The organism is Amycolatopsis coloradensis (assembly GCF_001953865.1).
In the GTDB taxonomy this organism is placed as follows: Bacteria; Actinomycetota; Actinomycetes; order Mycobacteriales; family Pseudonocardiaceae; genus Amycolatopsis; species Amycolatopsis coloradensis.
This window is the reverse complement of sequence record NZ_MQUQ01000029.1, coordinates 30,432-45,762: the sequence shown is the minus strand read 5'-3', so window position 1 is coordinate 45,762 and position 15,331 is coordinate 30,432. Positions and strand designations below refer to the sequence as shown.

General features: G+C 69.5%; 14 protein-coding genes. 7 read left to right on the top strand and 7 right to left on the bottom strand.

The annotated features are described in order from the left end of the window. The first annotated feature begins 8 nt into the window (after positions 1-8). The 3 genes from BS329_RS37930 (at position 9) to BS329_RS37920 (ending at position 2,507) form a co-directional block, all read left to right on the top strand. Positions 9-1,172 (top strand): epoxide hydrolase family protein, encoded by a 1,164-nt coding sequence (locus BS329_RS37930; RefSeq protein ID WP_076167950.1) that lies wholly within the window; start codon positions 9-11, stop codon positions 1,170-1,172. A 67-nt stretch (positions 1,173-1,239) separates the two neighbouring features. After that, on the top strand, positions 1,240-1,614 hold the full coding sequence (locus tag BS329_RS37925) for a hypothetical protein (RefSeq protein WP_076167949.1): 375 nt from the start codon (positions 1,240-1,242) through the stop codon (positions 1,612-1,614). A gap of 95 nt (positions 1,615-1,709) precedes the next feature. After that, entirely contained in the window at positions 1,710-2,507 is a 798-nt protein-coding gene (locus tag BS329_RS37920) for an alpha/beta fold hydrolase (RefSeq protein ID WP_076167947.1), read from the top strand. Here BS329_RS37920 and BS329_RS37915 read toward each other — a convergent pair. Next, positions 2,500-2,817: a hypothetical protein gene (locus BS329_RS37915; protein WP_244197455.1), complete on the bottom strand. Its 318-nt coding sequence runs from the start codon at positions 2,815-2,817 to the stop codon at positions 2,500-2,502. The genes BS329_RS37920 and BS329_RS37915 overlap by 8 nt on opposite strands. A gap of 89 nt (positions 2,818-2,906) precedes the next feature. Further along, positions 2,907-3,719 carry an SAM-dependent methyltransferase gene (locus tag BS329_RS37910; protein ID WP_076168016.1) on the bottom strand — a complete coding sequence of 271 codons (813 nt, stop codon included), beginning with the start codon at positions 3,717-3,719 and terminating at the stop codon, positions 2,907-2,909. 174 nt (positions 3,720-3,893) lie between these two features. Between BS329_RS37910 and BS329_RS37905 the strand changes: the two genes are divergently transcribed. The 3 genes from BS329_RS37905 to BS329_RS37895 all read left to right on the top strand — a co-directional run bounded on the left by BS329_RS37905 (position 3,894) and on the right by BS329_RS37895 (position 8,583). Further along, positions 3,894-5,237, top strand: a complete 1,344-nt coding sequence (locus BS329_RS37905) for a cytochrome P450 (RefSeq protein WP_076167946.1) — start codon at positions 3,894-3,896, stop codon at positions 5,235-5,237. A 76-nt stretch (positions 5,238-5,313) separates the two neighbouring features. Continuing rightward, entirely contained in the window at positions 5,314-6,363 is a 1,050-nt protein-coding gene (locus tag BS329_RS37900) for an alpha/beta hydrolase (protein WP_143253380.1), read from the top strand. A 105-nt stretch (positions 6,364-6,468) separates the two neighbouring features. Then, on the top strand, positions 6,469-8,583 hold the full coding sequence (locus BS329_RS37895) for an EAL domain-containing protein (RefSeq protein WP_076167943.1): 2,115 nt from the start codon (positions 6,469-6,471) through the stop codon (positions 8,581-8,583). Between the two features lie 10 nt (positions 8,584-8,593). Here the strand turns inward: BS329_RS37895 and BS329_RS37890 are convergent, their stop codons facing one another. From BS329_RS37890 to BS329_RS37870, 5 genes are all read right to left on the bottom strand, one after another. Further along, positions 8,594-8,842 (bottom strand): RsbRD N-terminal domain-containing protein, encoded by a 249-nt coding sequence (locus tag BS329_RS37890; RefSeq protein WP_076167941.1) that lies wholly within the window; start codon positions 8,840-8,842, stop codon positions 8,594-8,596. A gap of 58 nt (positions 8,843-8,900) precedes the next feature. Next, positions 8,901-9,671: a hypothetical protein gene (locus BS329_RS37885; RefSeq protein WP_076167940.1), complete on the bottom strand. Its 771-nt coding sequence runs from the start codon at positions 9,669-9,671 to the stop codon at positions 8,901-8,903. 94 nt (positions 9,672-9,765) lie between these two features. After that, entirely contained in the window at positions 9,766-10,455 is a 690-nt protein-coding gene (locus BS329_RS37880; protein ID WP_076167938.1) for a sigma-70 family RNA polymerase sigma factor, read from the bottom strand. 144 nt (positions 10,456-10,599) lie between these two features. Next, positions 10,600-11,097, bottom strand: a complete 498-nt coding sequence (locus tag BS329_RS37875; RefSeq protein ID WP_076167937.1) for a hypothetical protein — start codon at positions 11,095-11,097, stop codon at positions 10,600-10,602. A gap of 124 nt (positions 11,098-11,221) precedes the next feature. Beyond that, positions 11,222-12,091, bottom strand: a complete 870-nt coding sequence (locus tag BS329_RS37870) for an alpha/beta fold hydrolase (protein ID WP_076167935.1) — start codon at positions 12,089-12,091, stop codon at positions 11,222-11,224. Positions 12,092-12,210: 119 nt separating this feature from the next. On the opposite strand from BS329_RS37870, the gene BS329_RS37865 reads away from it, so the two are divergent. Next, positions 12,211-15,300 carry an ATP-binding protein gene (locus BS329_RS37865; protein ID WP_208619354.1) on the top strand — a complete coding sequence of 1,030 codons (3,090 nt, stop codon included), beginning with the start codon at positions 12,211-12,213 and terminating at the stop codon, positions 15,298-15,300. Positions 15,301-15,331 lie beyond the last annotated feature (31 nt).

The following is a 15,331-nucleotide window of genomic DNA, read 5'->3' as shown; positions in this document are numbered from 1 at the left end:
GTCACCCCATGACCGACATCGAGCAGTTCCGCATCGACATCCCGCAGTCCGATCTGGACGACCTGGCCGACAGGCTGGCCCGCACCCGCTGGCCGTCGGCGCTGCCCGGTGCCGAGTGGAGCCGAGGCGTCCCCGTCCCCTACCTCAAGGACCTGGCCGAATACTGGCGAGACGGCTACGACTGGCGCGCGTTCGAGAAGCAGCTCAACGAGTTTCCGCAGTACACCACCGAAATCGACGGTCAGCGCGTCCACTTCCTGCACGTCCGCTCACCCGAACCGGACGCGATCCCGCTGATCATGACGCACAGCTGGCCGAACTCGATCGCCGAGTTCCTGAACGTCCTCGGCCCCCTGACCGACCCGCGGGCCCACGGTCTCGATCCTTCGCGAGCGTTCCATGTCGTCGCGCCTTCGCTGCCCGGCTTCGGGTTCTCGACGTTCCCGGAACCGGCCGACGAGCGGCCGTGGGACATCGCGCGGGTGGCGCGGACCTTGGCGGAGCTGATGAGCCGCCTCGGCTACGAACGTTATGGCGCACACGGGAACGACGCCGGCGCGTTGGTGACGCCGTGCTTGGCGGTGCACGCGCCCGAGCACGTCATCGGCTCGCACATCACGTCCGGGCTCGGGATTCCGATGGGCGATCCGGCCGACTTCGAGGGCCTCGACGACGAAGAGCAGGCGAGCCTGCGAGAACTCGCGGCACGCTTCGCGGGCGGCAGCGGGTACGCGCCATATCTGACGAACAGGCCGCAGACGCTGAGCTTCGGTTTCCTCGATTCGCCGGTCGCGCAACTGGCCTACCTGGTCGAACGGTTCAAGGAATTCGACGGCTGGCCCGACGGTGGCGCACCCGCCGAGCCGATCGACCGCGATCTCCTGCTCACCAACGCGACCCTGTACTGGCTGACCGCGACCGGCGGCACCGCGCTGTGGCCGTACTACGAGGGCGCGGCCGCGATGCCGATCGACCAGACCGTGGTGCCGACCGGCGTCTCGCACGGCGGGCCGCCCGTCCTGCGCAAGATCGCGTCGCGCAAGAACGACATCGTGCGCTGGGCGGATCACGAGAGTCCCAGTCATATGGTCGCGATGGCCGTCCCGGACGACGTGGTGACCGAGCTCCGGGAATTCTTCGGAAATCTCACGCGGCCCGTGGAAGCCCGGTAACGGTCTGGGGAGCCTGAGCGACTGGTCCCGCGTGCCGACATCGTGACGATCCGGGGAACGGGATTCGATGCAACTGATCGTGAAGCGTGATCAAGCTGACCGGCGTGGGGTTTTCGGCGGGCACAAGGGAGTCGACTTCTCGTTGTTCTTCAAGCTGGTCTTGTCGCCCGAGGAATTGAACCTGGTGCACCGCTACAAGTTCGAGGACCATCCGCTCGGCTGGTGGTTCGCTCAGGGCGCGGAGATCCCCATCGCGTCCGTCGCCGAGGCGCTGGCCGGTAAGACGATGCAGTGGCCGAGCGTGGTGGAGCTGGTGACTCGTGAGCGCGAGCTCAAGCGGGCATGCCGGTCCTTGAAGCTTCTGATCGAGGTGGCCGCCAGCTTCGGCGGCGAGGAGGTGTTCGACATCGAAGTCGATGACGTCGACGACGAGGGTCTGTAGCGTCCGGGAATTTCTCCGGCGGCGATGTCGAGGGGTGGTCATCGGCTCCGACTCAGGGGCGACGCTAAAGTCGACGTGACCCTGTGGAGGACCTGATGACCACCTCGTTCGAGACCGTGACCTCGGCCGACGGCACCCCGATCGCGTTCGAGCGCTCCGGGGAAGGCGCGCCGGTGGTCCTGGTCGGCGGCGCGTTCAACGACCGGACGACCGTCGCCGCCCTCGCGGCGACGCTGGCCACGGACTTCACCGTGTTCGCCTACGACCGGCGCGGGCGGGGCGACAGCGGCGCGGGCGCGGTCTATTCGGTGGAACACGAGGTCGAGGATCTCGCCGCGGTGATCGACCACGTGGGTGGTCCGGCGGCGGTGTTCGGGCATTCTTCGGGAGCCGTGCTGGGACTGGAGGCCGCGGCCCGGGGTGTCGCCATGACCAGCCTCGCCGTGTACGAACCGCCGTACGTCGTCGACGACAGCCGTCCGAAGCCCGCAGTCGACCTCTTCGACCGCGTCCGGACGTTGATCGCCGACGGCGATCGCGACGCCGCGGTGGAACTCTTCCTGGTCGAGGGCACGGCCACCCCGGCCGAGATCATCAAGGGGATGCGGGACGCCCCGGTCTGGGGCTGGTTCACCGGACTCGCCGACACCCTGCCCTACGACCTCGCCCTGTGTGGCCCCGGCAACGTCCTTCCCGCCGACAGGCTGGCCAAGATCTCCGTACCCACGTTGGTCATGGACGGCGGGGAGAGTGACGCCTGGATGCGTGCCGGTGCCCGCGCCGTCGCCGGCACGATCCCCGGTGCCCGGTACGTCACTGTCGAGGGCCAGGACCACGGAGTCCTTCGTGAGCCGGATGTTCTGCGCGGGCTGCTCACCGAGTTCCTCAGGTGACGACCCTCAGCGGCTCGGCGGGCAGGCCCATCGCGACGTGGTGATCCCGTGCGGCGCGGGCTTGCCCGAGCCCGGCCAGCGCGCGGGCCTCCTGGAGGCGGTAGCCGATCCGCCTCGCCGTTTCGAGCGCGAGCCGATGCTGCCGGTGCCCCGCCGACGGCTCGCCGAGCGCGAGACAGGCGGTGCCCAGGCTGTTGGCCGCCATGGCCAGCAGCGGCGGTTGGTTGAGCCGGGTGAGGATCGCGCACGCGCGTTGGGCGTGCTCGCGTGCCTCGGCGGCGCGCGGTGGACGAGCAGGACGATCCTGCAACCGCTGCGCAAGTAGTCCTCTAGTTGCGGTAGTTGCGTCTGCAAGGACCGCAACTAGAGGACTACTTGCGGTCGGTGGGCGAGGTGCCCCTACGGTTTGCGGCCGACCCCGGCGTACGGGAGCGCGTTGATCGCCGGGTCCTCGGACATGTCCCCGGCGCCCTGCGGCTTCCACATCGCGCAGCCGACGACGCCGGGCTCGACGACGTCGAAACCGTCGAAGAACGACAGGACCTGGTCGTGGGTCCGGGGGATGGGGTCGTTCCGCGTGCCCTTGTAGGCCTCGATCGCCTCGTCGAGCCCGCTCGAGTCCGCGTCGGCGGCGACGTGCGAGAGGGCGAGGAAGCTGCCGGGGGCGATCCGTTCCCGGTAGCGGGACAGGATCGCGTGCGGTTCCCACGAATCCGGCACGAAATGCAACAGCAGCAACATGAACACGCCGACCGGCTGGTCGAGATCCAGCAGTTCCTGAGCTTCGGGCGCGTTGAGGATGTCGTTGGCGTCGCGGAGGTCGGCCTGGATCGCCGCGCACCGGTCGTTGCCGCGCAGCAGGAGCTTCGCGTGCGCCACCGCCACCGATTCACGATCGACGTAGACGACCCGGCAGGACGGGTCGACCTGCTGGACGATCTCGTGCAGGTTGCCGACGGTCGGGATGCCGGAGCCGATGTCGAGGAACTGCCGCACGCCGGCTTCGACCATGTACAGGGCGGCACGGCGGAGGAAGGCGCGGTTGAGCCGGGCCGCGTCGCGGACGCCGGGCATGATCTTCAGTACCTGATCACCCAGGTCGCGGTCGGCCTGGAAGTTGTGGTCACCGTTGAGCCAGTAGTCGTAGACCCTGGCGGGATTCGGCACGCTCGTGTCGACCTCGGGGGGCACCCAGCTCAGGTTGGAAGTCACCGTCGTCGCCACCGTTTCCGTTGGGATTGGCGTTGGGGCACAGGAGTCTAGCGGGCGTCGGTGCCGGGCTCGCCATCGTCCGATCGTGTGGACATGCGGCGGCGGAACCCATTCCGCCGCCCGGCGGTCCTAAGGTGGCCGGGTTCAGCGTCCAGGCACCGGGAGACCAGCACGATGGCACCACCTCCGGACGTCCCCGTCGCACCAGGCCGGTGGCCGCTGCTCGGCCACACCGTGCCGATGCTCCGTGATCCGCTGAAACTGTTGTCGGAGCTGCGATCGCACGGTGACGTCGTCCGCCTCGATTTCGGCCCGATGCCGGTTTACCTGGTCACCACGCCGGAACTGGCCTGGCGGCTGCTCGCCGCCGACGCCGGGAAGTTCGACAAAGGCATTGTGTTCGACAAAATGCGGCCGTTGTTCGGCGACGGGCTCGCGACTTCCAACGGCGCCTTCAATCAGCGGCAACGGCGGATGATGCTGCCCGCCTTCCAGCGAAGCCGCATCGCGCTCTACGCCGAGACGACGATGACGAAGCTCGCTGTAGAGCTTGCCGACTCGTGGAAACCGGGCGAGGTGGTGGACTTCGACCGCCGGATGCAGGATCTCGCGCTGACCATCTCCGGGCGCACGCTGTTCTCCACGGAACTCGGCGACGACGCGCTCGCCGAAATCCAGCGGTCGATCCCGATCATGCTGAAGTACGTCATGGTCCGCGCCTTCTCGCCGAAATTCGTGGAACGGCTGCCGATCCCGGCGAACCGTGAGTTCGACGCCGCGGCCGCGCGCCTGAGGCGGGTCATCGGCGACGCCGTCCTCAAGGCCCGCGAGAAGGGCGGTGATCAGGGCGACCTGCTGTCGATGTTGTTGCTGGCCAAGGACGACGAGACCGGCGAGAAGATGACCGACCGGCAGGTGGAGGACGAGGTCATCACGATCCTCACCACCGGGGCCGAGACCACCGCCGTCGCGCTGGCGTGGTTCTTCCACGAGATCGGGCAGCGGCCGGACATCGAGCGCCGGTTCCACGCCGAGGTCGACGAGGTGCTGAACGGCGGGCCCGCGCTGTTCGAACACCTGCCACGCCTGGTGTACACACAGCGGATCATCAACGAGGTCGTCCGCCGGACCCCGCCGGTGATCCTGATGCGCCGCGCGCGTGAGGACGTCGAACTCGGCGGTGCGCGCGTCCCCGCCGGTACCGAGGTCGCGGTCAGCCAGCACACGCTGCACCGCGATCCGCGCTGGTTCCCCGAACCCGGCCGGTTCGACCCGGACCGCTGGGAGCCGGAGCGGGCCGCCGCGATACCGAAAGGCGCGTTCATCCCGTTCGGCGCCGGGCCCCGGCTGTGCCCTGGCCATCAGTTCGCGCCCACGGAGATCGCGTTGGTCGCGGCGACGATCGGGGCGCGGTGGCGGCTGGTGCCGGTACCAGGGGTGAAGGTCTTTCCCAAGATCAAAGCGACGATGCAGCCGAACCGGTTGCCGATGACCGCGCTGCCGCGAACATCGGGCTGACGGTGAGCGTCCGGCTACCAGGTGTAGGGTTCGTGCTCCTTCCGAGCGTTCCGATTCCGGAGAGGGTTCTGTGAGAATGCCGCTCAAACTGGCCACGGCGGTGGCTGCCTGCTGCGTGCTCCTCGGTGGTTTCCTGGTCGCCGCTCCGGCCGCGGCCGTCGAAATCCATTGTTCCGACCTGGACGTGCCGGTGACCGGCCCACTCGGCGAACCCGCGACGGTGCACGGCCGGTTCTGCCTGCCCGACGGTCCCACGCCCGAGGCGGTCCAGCTGCTGGTGCACGGTGGCACCTACAACAGCGCCTACTGGGACCTGCCCTACGATCCGGACCGCTACTCCTATCAGCGCGACATGGCCAAACACGGCTACGCGACGTTCGCCGCGGACCAGCTCGGTTCGGGTGGGAGCAGCAAACCGCTCAGCCTTCCGCTCCTGCTGCCGGTACTGGCGCGATCGATGCACGAAGTGGTCGGCCACCTGCGCGCCGGACGGGTCGGCGGCACGTCGTTCGAGAAGGTCGTGATCGTCGGGCATTCGGTCGGTTCGGGCATCGTCGCGGCGGAAGCGTCGACATACCAGGACGTCGACGGCGTGATCCTGAGCGGAATCACGCATCTGCCGTCGGTTCCCGCCTTGACGCTCGGCGTGCTGTTCGGCCTGCAACCCGCTTTCGCGGACGACCGGCTCGGTTCGCTCGGCAGTGATCCGCTCTATTTCACGACGAAACCGGGAGCGCGCGCCGGACTGTTCTACGCGACGGAAAATACCGACCCGGGCGTCATCGAGGCCGATGAAGCGACCAAGGATCAGGTGTCGGTCCCGGGAATGGGAACCGTCGCCGTGTTCGGCATCGTACTGCCGGCGACGAAGGCCATCCGGGTGCCGGTCTTCCAGGCGGTCGGGGAGAAGGACGTCCTCTTCTGCGGTCTGTTCGCGCTGCGGAACTGTTCCGACGGGGCGACGCTGCGGCCGGCGGAAGCGCCGTATTACCGGCCCGAGGCGGAACTTTCCACCTATGTTCTGCCCGGTGCCGGACATTCGCTGGCGCTGCATCGCACCGCGTCCCAGTATCGGGACGCCACCCGCGTTTGGCTGAGGGATAAGGTCGGTGTTGCAGTACCGTAGGGTTACCACCCGATTGGGTGTCCGGTAAACCGTGAGTGCCGAACGAGAATCGTGGAGGATGTTTCTCCACCACGGAACGCGAAAACGACCCCAGGACCGGCAGACGTGACTGCCCCATTTCCGGACGGCGACGAGCACCCCGCATCGCCGGACGCCCCGAAGAGAACTGCGTCCTCCGCCTCGCCGAAGAGGAAGAGTGCCGCGCCGACGCGGGCAACGCTCGCCCGCAAGTGGGCCTACCTGGTCACCGGTACGGCGTATCTTCCGTATACCCATGCCCAGATCGAAGAGCATTTCGCCGCACTGCTGGACGAGGTGTTCGCGGCGGTGCTGAGTGACGACGCCGAGCCCGCGCAGGCCACCGAGGCAGGCGCGCGGCTCGTCGCGCTCAGATGCGTCGGGCCCGACAGCCTGCGTCGCACGATGGAGGTACTGGGCAAGGGGCTCCTGCACGAACCGGAGCTGCGGAGCGTGAAGTCGCTCCCCGAACGAGTGCTGCAAGTGCTCGGCGCGCTCGCGTCCGGCTACGGCGAGGCCTTGCGCGAGAGTATCCAGACGCAGCAAGAGGATCTGACGCGCACGCTGGTCACCCTCGAACGCGAGACGCGGCGTGAACTGGTGCTCACGCAGGCGCGCTTCGAGCAGCTGTTCACCGGTTCGAAGACCGGGGTGGCCGTCACCAGGGTGGACGGCCGCGTACAGCGGGTGAACCCGGCGTTCGCCGAAATGCTGAACCGGCCCGTCTCGGACCTGATCGGGCTCAATCTCCACGACCTGGTCCACCGGGAGGACGCCGACGGCCTGCGTGAGGGCTACCGGAAGCTGCTGGAAGGCAAGAGTCAGCGGCTCGAGCTGTCGCGAAGACTCGTGACCGAGGACGAGGAACCGACCTGGGCCGGATTCACCGGTGCGGTGATCCGTGATCCGGCGGGCGAGGCCCAGCAGCTGATCACCCTCGTCGAAAGTGATACCGACGTCTCGCTGCTCCACCGGCAGTTGAGCCGCCAGGCCCTGCACGATCCGCTGACCGGCCTGCCGAACCGGCAGTTCTTCGGCACCCGCCTCGAGCGGGCGCTGCGGCACGCCGACCCGGCCTTCGGCGTCACGGTCTACCACCTCGACGTCGACGGATTCTCCCTGATCGCGGGCGGGCTCGGCCAGAAACAGAGCGACGACCTGCTGAAGAACGTCGCCGCGAAGCTGCGGGCCGTCGTCGGCGGCGAGGACGCGCTCGTCGCCAGGATCGGCGGAGACGAGTTCGGCATCCTCATCCAGAACACCGCCACCAGCCCGGACGTCGCCACCGTCATCGGCATGATCAACCAGGAACTGGCCGAACCGGTCTACCTCGAAGGCGGGAGCGGGGTCGCGGTCTCGGCCTGTGTCGGCGTCGTGCACCGGCCGCCGAGGGACATCGCGCCGAACGAACTGCTGCGCGTCTCCGACATGACACTGCGCCGGGCACAGTCCAACGGCTACCGGCAGTGGGCGCTGTCCGACTCCACCCTCGACACCAGGGAACGGCACGAGTTCGGCCTGGCCGTCTCCATGGCCGGTGCGTGGGAGATCGGCGAGATCGAGGTCCATTTCCGGCCGCTGACCTGGCTCTCGGACAGCACACCCGCGGGCATCGAGGCGAGACTCGCGTGGAACCATCCCCGCCACGGCCGGATCGGTCACGACACCTGCGTCCGCTTCGCCGACGAGACGGGTCTCGTCGTGCCGCTCGGCGAGTGGCTCATCCGCACCGCGTGCGAGGAAGCGGACGACAGGCTCCCGATGGTCGTGGGACTGACCCCGCACCAGGTCGCGGATCCGGATCTCGTCGGGTCGGTGCGGCAGGTACTCACCATGACCGGTCTCGGGCCGTCACGACTGCGCCTGGGTTTCCCGGCCGGTGCCGTGCTCGCCGAACTCGGGGAGACCGTCGACAACCTGCATCTGCTCGCCGAGATCGGGGTGGACGCGGAACTGCAGGACTTCGGCGCGGCCGGCGACGTCGTCTGTCTCGTGGACGTGCCCGTGCGGACGGTCCGGATCGCTCCGCGGCTGGCCGAGCGGCGGACGGAACCGTTGGCCGAACGCTCACTGCGGAACCTCATCGAGACCGCGACCATCGCGGGCACGACGGTGATCGCGGACGGGATCGACTCGACCGGCGACGCCGGATGGTGGCAGAGCGCCGGTGCCCACATCGGGGCGGGCCGGTACTTCGGTTAGGCCGCTTCTTTCACAGCGCGTGCCTACCTAGCAGAAGCCCTCTTGCGGAGTCGGACACTGCAGGTGGTGCGGCCGAAACCCGGTGGGGCGACCGGCCCCGCCCCTCGGCCAGCGCGGTCAGCGCCCGGTCGAGATTTGTCCGGCAGACCTGGCGCAACTCGTCCGGCGCGGTGCTGTCGACCTGGTGATAGAACTCGGCCTCGTCCCTGAGCAGCCGGGCGAGGCGGTCGCTGAACTCGGTGCTGAGCGCGTCTGGCAAGAAGGAAACGCCGCCGGACGAGGACGCGAGCGTCCGGCGGCGTTCCCCGTGGTCCGAATCAGTGGTTGATCTTGAACCACGGCTGCGACCAGCCGAGATAGGTGTAGTTCCACTTGCTCTTGATCTGCGCGATGGTGGTCTCGGTGAAGCTGCCGGGACCGTTGATGTCGTTCGACAGGAACTTGCCGCCGCCGATGGAGATCATGGTGTGTCCGGTGCCGCCGTTGCTGAAGAAGGCGAGTCCGCCCGCGGGGACCTGCGTGTCACCGGGGTGCTTGAACGAGCCCGGGAGCTGGGTCCAGTGCACGTAGGCCGTTTCCGAGCCGCTCGCGGTCCAGCCGTAGGCCCACGAGTTGATCCGGTCGCACCAGCGGTAGTAGTCCGGGTCGTTGTTGGTGTGGACGTGCGCCTTCGCCCACGCGACGGCCTCGGCGCAGGTCCTCGGGTTGCCGGTGCCGGCGGTGGAGCAGGAGAGGGTGCTGCCGGCGCAGTCGGGGGCGACCCGGCCGTCGGAACCGGTGTAGACGTAGGCGTCGCTGATGTAGCCGCCCTTCGACGGCACGTAGTCCCAGATGTCGGTGGTGCCGTACTTCCCGGTCACCGTCGACCCGTTCGTCTGGCAGTCGATCGTGACGGCGGTGCCGCTCGCGACCGTGCCGACCGCGTTCCCGCCGGCGCTCGGGGTCGACCGGACGGTCACGGCGACGCCGGAGTCGGTGTTCACCGTGCCCGTCGCCGCCAGCGCCTCACCCGCGCCGCCGAGCATGATCGCCCCGGCCAGCGCGATCGTCGCCATGGCGCCTCTGGCGATCCTCGATCGGATCTTCATCTCTGTCCTCCAGTGGTTTCCCCAGATAGAGGGACAGGATGCACGGCGTCCGTACAAGCGGCGTACAAGAAACGATCGTCCGAAGTGGACGGTTCTATACCGGCACGAGCTCGGGTTCGGCGACCTTGTCGATGGCCGGGACATCGGTCGTGTGACGGGCGTCGCGCTCGGTGAGCAGGGCGCGCAACCGCGCCAGTGCGCGGAGCTGGGCCGCGCGGACCGCTCCGGCGCTCGGCAGGCCGAGCCGTTCGGCTGTCTCTTCGGCCGAAAGGCCGAACACGAACCGGAGGGCGAGCACCTGCCGGTGCGGCATCGGCAACCTGGCCAGCAGGATCCCGGCCTGCATCCGGTGCTCCAGCCGTTCCAGGTCGTCCGGGTCGCGGCGGGTCCAGAAGGTCAGGCCGTCGCCGATCTCCGGGACGCAGGCGACCGGTTCACAGGCTCGGCGGCGGTAGAGGTCGGCCACCTTGTGCCCGGCGATCCCGAGGACGAACGCGAGGAACCGGTCCGGGCGGTACCGGTAGCGGGGCAAGGCGATCAAGACCGCCTGCAACACCTCCTGCGCGCAGTCCTGTGCGTCGCAGGCACCCGTTCCGGCGCTCCCGAGCCTGCCCGCGCAGTAACGGAACACGTGCGGGGAAAGGAAACGGGCCAGTTCCCGCACCGCGTCCGGATCACCGGCCACGGCCGCCCGGACCAGCCTGCTGTCGGGGTTGGGCAGCCGCCCCGCCGTCGCGGCGGCACGGGAGTCCGCGGGTACCGTCGATGGCGCTACCTCGTCCAAGTCAGCACTCCTGGTTCGGGGAAATCTTCCGCCAAGGTGCGCCCGTCATCGGGGACTGGGACTTCGTGCGCGGTTGTCCAGCTTGCCCTGCCACGCAAGGGATGTCCACACGTGCGGCGGGAAGTCATCCGAACCGCTCAATGTCTACTGTGGACGATAGGGCAGCGACCCCTTGAGGCAGGACAGCACCGGGGGATAGGCGGTGGTGTCGGTGCTGAGGAAATCCGACGTCCAGACCAGGCAGTGCGCGAGCACCCGGATCCGCTGGTCGAGGTCGGCGTTCCCGCAGGCCGCGCCGATCTGGTCGGCGCAGGTGACCCGGTCGTCGCGGACGCTGGCGGCGATGGCGCGGACGATCGCGGCCACTCCCGGGTCGAGTTTGTCGGGCCGGACCGTCACGCCGGCGGGGTCCCGCAGGCGCAGTGTGAACGGTTCACGGATCCGCAGCGAACGACGACGATCCTTGGCGGCCAACGAGAAGGTGTCGACCAGCCGTCCGACGACGTCGTCGAGAGCCGGTCCCTGCCGTCCGGACGAGGCGATGGACACCAGTGCGGTGGCGAGCTGGTCCGCCTCGCCCGATCTGGTGAGGGAAAGGAGATCGCGGGCGACGGTGTGCGCGCGTCTGGGACTGGGTTTCATGTCGGGCCCCTCGCTTGGTCGTGCGGACAACCGATACCCCGTAAGGGGAAGGTTAAACCCGAATGGGTGGCGGATGGGGCGAATGGCCGTGCGGATTGTGCCATTCGCCCCGATCCGGAGGGTCCTAGCGCACCAGTAGCTCCCGTAACGCTTTCACCACCTCCGACGGTGACTCCTCGGCCATGAAGTGGCCTGAGGTGACCGTCCGGTGGTCCAGGTCCTTCGCCCACGCCTGCCAGAGCGCGACGGCGTCGTAGCCGAGTGCGGCTCCCCAGTCCTGCTGGAGCACGGTGAGCGGCATCGCGAGCCGGTTACCCGCTTCGCGGTCCGCCGTGTCGTGTTCGACGTCGATGCCCGCCGACGCGCGATAGTCGGCGACGATCGAGGTCACCGCGTTCCGTGACGCCTCCAGGTACGCGGCCCGGACGTCCGTGGGGATCGCGTCGTCACGCTGCGTCCACGCGTCGAGAAAGTGCCCGAAGAACGCGTCCGGCGCGGCGCCGATCAGTTGTTCGGGCAGTCCGGGCGGCTGGGCCATCAGGTAGAGGTGGAAGCCGACCGCGGCGGTGGTGCCGTGCAGCACGTCCCACATGTCGAGGGTCGGCAGCACGTCGAGGATCGCGAGGTGACTCACCTTGTCCGGATGGTCGAGCCCGGCCCGCAGGGCCACCAGCGCGCCCCGGTCGTGTCCGGCGAGGGCGAACCGGTCGTGGCCGAACGCCTTCGCGACGGCGACGACGTCGGCCGCCATCGTGCGCTTCGAGTAGGTCTCGCCGGTGTCGGCGGGTTTGTCGCTCGCGCCGTATCCTCGCAGGTCAGGGCAGAGGACGGTGTGGTTCGCCGCCAGATCCGCCGCCACGTGCCGCCACATGAGGTGGGTCTCGGGGAAACCGTGCAGCAGCACGATCGGGCTGCCGCTCCCGGCGACGGCGACGTCGAGTGCCACGCCGTCGGCCACGGGCACACGCTGATAGTCGAATCCGGTGATGCGCATGGGTACCTTCCTGGTCGTTCGCTGTCACGGCCAGCGTCCCCGTCCCGAATCAGCACCCGGTCAGCGACGACCGAGTGGCCGGGGCACGATGATCACTGTCGGTGAGCCAGGAGGTGGCGATGCGGTTCGGGGTGCTCGGCCCGCTCGTGGCCGGGGACGCGCGGGGCGAGGTCGGGCTCAAGGGCCCGCGGCACCGAGCGGTGCTGGCAAGGCTGCTGATCGCGCGCGGCCGGGTCGTACCGGTGGAAATCCTGGTCGACGACCTGTGGGAGCGTCCGCCGGCGGGCGCGATCGGCGCCGTCCAGACGTTCGTCGGTGCCTTGCGCCGCGCACTGGAGCCGGACCGCGCGCCCCGTGAGCCCGCGCGGCTGCTCGTCACGGTCGCCCGCGGCTACGCCCTGCGCGCGGACTCCGTCGACGCCTGGGACTTCGAGGCCGCCGTCGCCGCTGCCCGCGAACTGATCGACGCCCGACGGGCGGACGCCGCACTGTCGCAAGTGGACACCGCGCTCGCGCTGTGGCGCGGGCCCGCCTACGCCGAGTTCGCCGAGGAGGGCTGGGCGCGTGGCGAGGTCTCCCGGCTGACCGAACTCCGGTTGCTGGCGAGGGAACTCCGCGCCGAAGCCCTCCTCGCGCTCGGGCGAGCGGCCGAGGCGATCCCCGACCTGGAACCGCAGGTGCGTGAACATCCGTTGCGGGAGAACGGTTCCCGGCTGCTCGCGCTGTCGCTCTACCGCTCCGGACGGCAGGGTGACGCGCTGGCGGTGTTGCGGACCACGCGCAAGCTGCTCGCCGACGAACTCGGCGTCGATCCCGGCGCGGGACTGCGTGACCTGGAAGCCGACATCCTGGCGCAGGCACCCCGGCTGGAGCCGTCCTTACCCAAGACCGCCGAGCGGCCACTGGTCGGCCGCGACGCGGAGCTGGACCGGCTGATGGAGGCCGTGTCCAGCGGACGGTCGCGGCTGGTGCTCGTCTCGGGTGACGCCGGGGTGGGGAAGACCGCGCTCGCCGAGGCGTTCTCCGCCCGGCTCGCCGCGCAGGGCTGGACCACGGCCTGGGGGAGCGATCCCGACGACGAGGGCTTGCCGCCCGCCTACGCGTGGAGCCGGATTTTGGCCTCGCTCGCCGAAGCCGGATACGGGGCGCCGCCGACGGCGGATCCGGGCACCGAAGACCCGATGGCCGCGCGCTGGCGATGGCATCGGGCGGTCGCGTCCTATCTGGCCGGTGCCGCACCTCTCCTGCTCGTCCTCGACGACCTGCACTGGGCGGGTGAGGAGACGCTGGCGTTGCTGATTTCCGTGCTCGCCGAGCCAGTGCTGATCGTCGCGACCCATCGCGGCACCGACCCGTCCCCGCGCCTGACGGACTTCCTCGGCCGGGCCGCCCGCGCCGATCCGGTGCGCGTCTACCTCGGCGGCCTGCCCGAGACCGCGATCGCCGACCTGGTCCGCGTCACGACCGGGCAGGAAGTCGACGCGGAAACCGCCGGGATGATCCATCGGCGCAGCGGTGGGAACGCCTTCTTCGTCCGTGAACTCGCCCGGCTGCTGGCCGCCGAGGGGCCGTCCGCGCTGGACACGGTGCCGCCGGGCGTCCGCGACGTCGTCCGGCATCGGGTGGAGGCGCTCCCGGACGAGGCTCGCGGCGTCGTGCGCCGGGCCGCGGTGATCGGCACGGACTTCGACCTGGCCCTGCTCGAAGCCCTGGCCGGGGAAACCGCCCTCGACGCGGTCGAAATCGCCGTTCGGCAAGGATTTCTGACTGAGCGGGCACCGCACCGGTTCCGGTTCGCGCACGCTCTCGTGCGGGACACGCTCTACCACGATCTTTCCCGTTCGCGGCGGGCCCGCGAGCACGGAAAGATCGCCGAAACGCTGGAAAGCCTGCGCCCGGACGACGTCGACGCGCTGGCGCACCATTTCGTGCTGTCCGAGGAACACGCCGACCGAGCCGCGCACTACGCGCGAGCGGCCGCGGAAAAGGCGGAAAGCCGTTTCGCCCCAGCAGAAGCGGCGAAGCTCTGGGACGCCGCGCTCATCGCGTACGACCGATACGGCGCTTCGGACGCTGAAAAGCGGCTGGAGCTGATCATGGGCAAGGCCCGCGCGTCGGCCGTGTCCGGCAGTCTCGGCCAGGCCCGGCGACACCGGGCCGAAGCGCTGGAACTGGCGGAAAAACTGGACGACCCGCTCCTGACCGCGCGAGTGATCGGCGCCTTCGACGTCCCCGCCGTCTGGACCGAGAGCGACGATCCGGAACTGGCTTCCCGGATCGCGGACGCCGTCGAACGGACCCTTGCCGCGCTGCCCGCCGAACGGACGGCCGAGCGATGCCGCCTGCTGGCCACGCTCGCCGTCGAACTGCGGAACGCGGGCGGGCGACGGGCGCGCGACGCGGCACGGGAAGCCGAGGCGCTCGCACGACGGCTCGACGACCCCGCGTTGCTGGCGTTCGCGCTCAACGCCCGGTTCCTGCACTCCTTCGACCGGGCGGGGTTGGCACCCCGGAGGGCGGAGATCGGCACGGAACTGGTCGACCTCGCATCGCGGCACCGGCTGGTGACGTTCGAGATCCTCGGGCACCTGGTGCTCATGCAGGCGAAGAGCGCGCTCGCGGATTTCGCGTCGGCGGACCGGCATGCCGCGTCGGCGGACGAACTCGGGGAGAAGTACGGCTCTCCGCTCGTCGGCGTCTTCACCCGGTGGTATCGCGCGACGCGGACCGCGATGACCGGTTCCGGCGGGGAAGCCGCCTATCGCGCCGCGGCGGCGGGGCTCGCCGGAACGGCCATGTCCGGAGTGGACAAGGGAATCCTGGCTCTCGCCTTGCACTGCGACCGGATCCAGCGGGGCTTGCCGCCGGACGCGGGCGAAACGCGTTATGGCGCTTACGAAAGCTGGTGCCGACCGGTACTCCCGATACCGGAGTCGCCCCGGGATCTGCTGTACGAGGCCCGCACCTGCCTGCACGCCGTCGTCGCGATCGAACGCGGCGACCGGCCGGTGATGGAACGCCTCCACGCCGCACTCCTGCCCGCCGAGGGCGAGATCGCCGGGGCGGGGAGCGGGATGGTCACCCTCCGCCCGGTCGCCCAGTACCTCGGTGACCTCGCCGCCGCTCTAGGTCGTGACGAAGCGGCCGCCGCGCATTACCGGCGGGCGCACGCCATCGCGGTCAAGGCCGGTTCGCCACACTGGGGCTAGCTCAGGCGCGGTTGTGTCGCGAAAGCCACTT